Source organism: Paenarthrobacter sp. 2TAF44 (assembly GCF_052114885.1).
Lineage (GTDB): Bacteria > Actinomycetota > Actinomycetes > Actinomycetales > Micrococcaceae > Arthrobacter.
Genome location: NZ_JBFRFP010000051.1, coordinates 1 through 3,159 on the forward strand (window position 1 = coordinate 1; position 3,159 = coordinate 3,159).

At 62.9% G+C, this 3,159-nt stretch carries 3 protein-coding genes and 1 rRNA gene; 3 read left to right on the top strand and 1 reads right to left on the bottom strand.

Translation table 11 applies throughout. From position 1 onward, the window contains the following. Window positions 1-438 precede the first annotated feature (438 nt). The 3 genes from AB4Z15_RS24870 (at window position 439) to AB4Z15_RS24880 (ending at window position 2,930) form a co-directional block, all read left to right on the top strand. Window positions 439-1,032 carry an HhH-GPD-type base excision DNA repair protein gene (locus AB4Z15_RS24870; RefSeq protein WP_442019394.1) on the top strand — a complete coding sequence of 198 codons (594 nt, stop codon included), beginning with the start codon at window positions 439-441 and terminating at the stop codon, window positions 1,030-1,032. A gap of 113 nt (window positions 1,033-1,145) precedes the next feature. Next, the gene (locus AB4Z15_RS24875; RefSeq protein WP_442019395.1) at window positions 1,146-2,666 is read left to right on the top strand and encodes an HNH endonuclease; all 1,521 of its coding nucleotides are present in this window, start codon (window positions 1,146-1,148) and stop codon (window positions 2,664-2,666) included. A gap of 81 nt (window positions 2,667-2,747) precedes the next feature. Beyond that, window positions 2,748-2,930 carry a hypothetical protein gene (locus tag AB4Z15_RS24880; protein ID WP_442019396.1) on the top strand — a complete coding sequence of 61 codons (183 nt, stop codon included), beginning with the start codon at window positions 2,748-2,750 and terminating at the stop codon, window positions 2,928-2,930. 141 nt (window positions 2,931-3,071) lie between these two features. Here AB4Z15_RS24880 and rrf read toward each other — a convergent pair. Further along, a 5S ribosomal RNA gene (gene rrf, locus AB4Z15_RS24885) occupies window positions 3,072-3,159 on the bottom strand; the annotation flags it as partial.

Sequence of the window (3,159 nt, forward strand, 5' to 3'; positions counted from 1 at the left end):
AAAACCAAACCACCACACACGGGGGTGCGCAACGGCCTGGCCATAATTTCAACCAATCAATAAAACAATCGGCATCAACAAACTTGGCACACTATTGAGTTCTCAAACAACAGACCCCCCAAAACATCACCCCGGACAGCGCACCACAACAACAGCGCACCCAACAAGGGCCATTGGAAAAGAAGAGTTATTTTTGGCCGCCTACCGAACCGTACACACCTTCCGGCTTTCCGTTTCGCACCCGGCGACTCAGAAAACAATACACGCCCCACACCCCCAACGCAAATCCACCCCAACAACCACCCAACACAACCCCAACACCCCCCGAACACCACCCCAAAAACTGGCGACAGCCCCGCCGTCGGGCATAACTCCGCTCGTTCATCAACCTGGCCAACGTGACCACTCCCGATGACGACCGTGCGCACTGGTGGGAGGATGGGACGCATGGAACTGCACATCACAGGAGATGCCGCCGCCGATCAGCTGTTAAGTGACGATGCGTTCGCATTGCTGACCGGAATGTTGCTTGATCAACAGGTAACCATGGAGTCGGCGTTTGCCGGTCCGGAAAAGATCCGTGCGCGCCTCGGATCACTGGATCCAGGCACGATCGCAGACTACGACCCCGCAGGCTTCGTAGAGGTATTCAAAGAACGCCCTGCTGTGCATCGCTTCCCAGGCTCCATGGCCGGCAGGGTCCAAGCCCTCGCCGAAACCGTGCACCGGGATTGGAACGGAGACGCTGCAGCCATCTGGACAAGTGGCAATCCGGATGGCGCCGAAGTATTGCGCCGGCTCAAGGCCTTGCCTGGGTTCGGAGAGCAGAAGGCTAAGATCTTCCTTGCCCTCCTCGGAAAGCAATGTGGCCTTCAAGCCAACGGATGGCGGGAAGCGGCTGGGCACTACGGCGAGGAGGGTTCATACCTCTCTGTCGCGGACATCGTGGATCCAGACTCCCTGGTCAAAGTTCGGGCAAGCAAACAAGCAGCCAAAGCAGCCGCGAAGGCCTCTAAGACAACGAGCGCCTGAATACTTTGACGTCAGCAGACTAGCGATCGCGCGAGGTTCCTCACCCTTCAGCTTTTCCACATAGGTGAATTGGTGCCTGCTGCCGGATCGACCGTGCTGGAAGAGTGTTTTCCATGGACAGGTTTCGCGAGCTGCAAGCAGCCAGGGTGGCTTCCACTGTGCCTGTACCTGGGAGCGGCGATTTCACCGGCCCCGGCTTCCGTCGCTCTGACGCTGAGGAGCTGCTTGTCCGGGTGGGCGCTTTCCGCGTTGCCGCGGCCAGCAATGAGTTGATTGATCAGATTCGTGGTTTGGAGGACGTGAAGTCAGCGATCGCGGCTTTGCAGGCGCGGGCGTCGGTGGCGTTTGACCTGGCGCAGCGCCGCGAACAAGCCTCTGCCGGTGTCTCCTCAGCTGAGCAGGGCCAGGGTGTGGGCGCGCAGATCGCGTTGGCCCGGCGGGAGTCACCGAACAAAGGGTCCCGGCTCCTCGGACTGGCGAAGGCACTGGTTTCGGAGATGCCGCGCACCATGGCCGCCCTGGAAACCGGACACCTGAACGAATGGCGGGCCACTCTGCTGGTGAAGGAAACAGCGTGCCTGTCCGTCGAAGACCGGGTAGCCGTTGATGAGGAACTCGCCCCCGACACCGGAACCTTCGACGGCGCCGGAGACAAAACCATCATCGCCGCCGCGAAAGCCGCAGCTTACCGGCGGGACCCCCGCTCGGTGACCCAGCGCGCAGCCCATGCCGCGTCCGAACGGCACGTCAGCCTCCTCCCGGCCCCCGACACCATGACCATCCTCACCGCACTGCTTCCGGTCGCCCAAGGCGTCGCCGCCTACGCCGCGCTCACCCGTCACGCGGACTCCGCCCGCTCCGGCGGGGACACCCGGACCCGGGGCCAGGTCATGGCCGACACCCTGACCGAACGCCTCACCGGCACCCCAGACGGGATCAGCGGCGTCAACGTGCAGCTCGTCATGACCGACCGGACCCTCTTCCAAGGCGACAGCGAACCAGCACGGCTCCAGGGCTACGGAATCGTCCCCGCCGAATGGGCCAGAACCCTCATCGCCGGAGAGCCAGCTGGGGCAGAGGCGAAAGACGGAGCCGGAGCCGGAGCCGCGGGGCAGGCTGAGGTGAGCGCAGAGTCCAAGGTGAGCCCGAAGTCCAACGAGGGCAAGGACTTTAGAGTCTTGCTCCGCCGCCTCTACACCGCACCTTCCTCCGGTGAACTGCTGGCCATGGACTCCAAAGCCCGGCTCTTCCCACCCGGAATGCGGCGCTTCATCGAAACCAGGGACGACACCTGCCGCACGCCTTACTGCGACGCGCCCATCCGCCACATAGATCACATCGTCCCCTGGCACAACGGCGGTGCCACGAGCCTCGCCAACGGCGCGGGGCTCTGCGAAGCCTGTAACCACACCAAAGAAAACCCCGGCTGGAACACACAAACGCTCCCCGGCGGCAGACATGAACTGGAAGTGAGCACACCCACGGGACACAGATACAAAACCACAGCCCCACCATTGCCGGGGAATGCGAATGCTCCTGAATCAACGGCCGGGACAGTCGAACGTCAACTGCGGCACCCGCAGGCCCCTGCTCGTCGTCCGGTCCTGAACACCTCGGGGCGCTCCCGTCCCTGAGGGGCGACACCAGGCGGGGTGACAATGCCCCACGCCCTGCCCCACGGTCATTCGGGGCCGGCATTCATGGGAGCACGAGCGGTGGGACGTTCAAGACCTCGGGATCAACAGATCGCGCGGCTCCACGGCCGACGTCTCGGCGTGATCGCGTCTACCGCTGAGCTCGGCGGCCGGGAGGGCGTGGTCCTGGGGTTGGTGGCAGGCTTCGAGTGGTTGATCATCGGCGCCAGCCATGAGCCCGTTGGGGTTCCTGAACAGGTTTAACGACGAAAGGCCTCCATAGTGGAGGCCTTTGTCTTGGCTTGAGCCTGGGCGCGCGTCTGGTCAAACTGGGCCTTGCACCATTTGTTGGTTAAATGGGGGAAGCCCCGACCGTCGTGGTCGGGGCTTTCCCTGTTAATGATTGTCCGGCGGTGTCCTACTCTCCCACACCCTCCCGGGTGCAGTACCATCGGCGCTGTGGGTCTTAGCTTCCGGGTTCGGAATGGGACCG

Bases quoted from the DNA above. Each gene is read 5' to 3' on its own strand.
- AB4Z15_RS24870 (WP_442019394.1), top strand. From the start codon at position 439: ATGGGACGCATGGAACTGCACATCACAGGAGATGCCGCCGCCGATCAG.
- AB4Z15_RS24875 (WP_442019395.1), top strand. From the start codon at position 1,146: ATGGACAGGTTTCGCGAGCTGCAAGCAGCCAGGGTGGCTTCCACTGTG.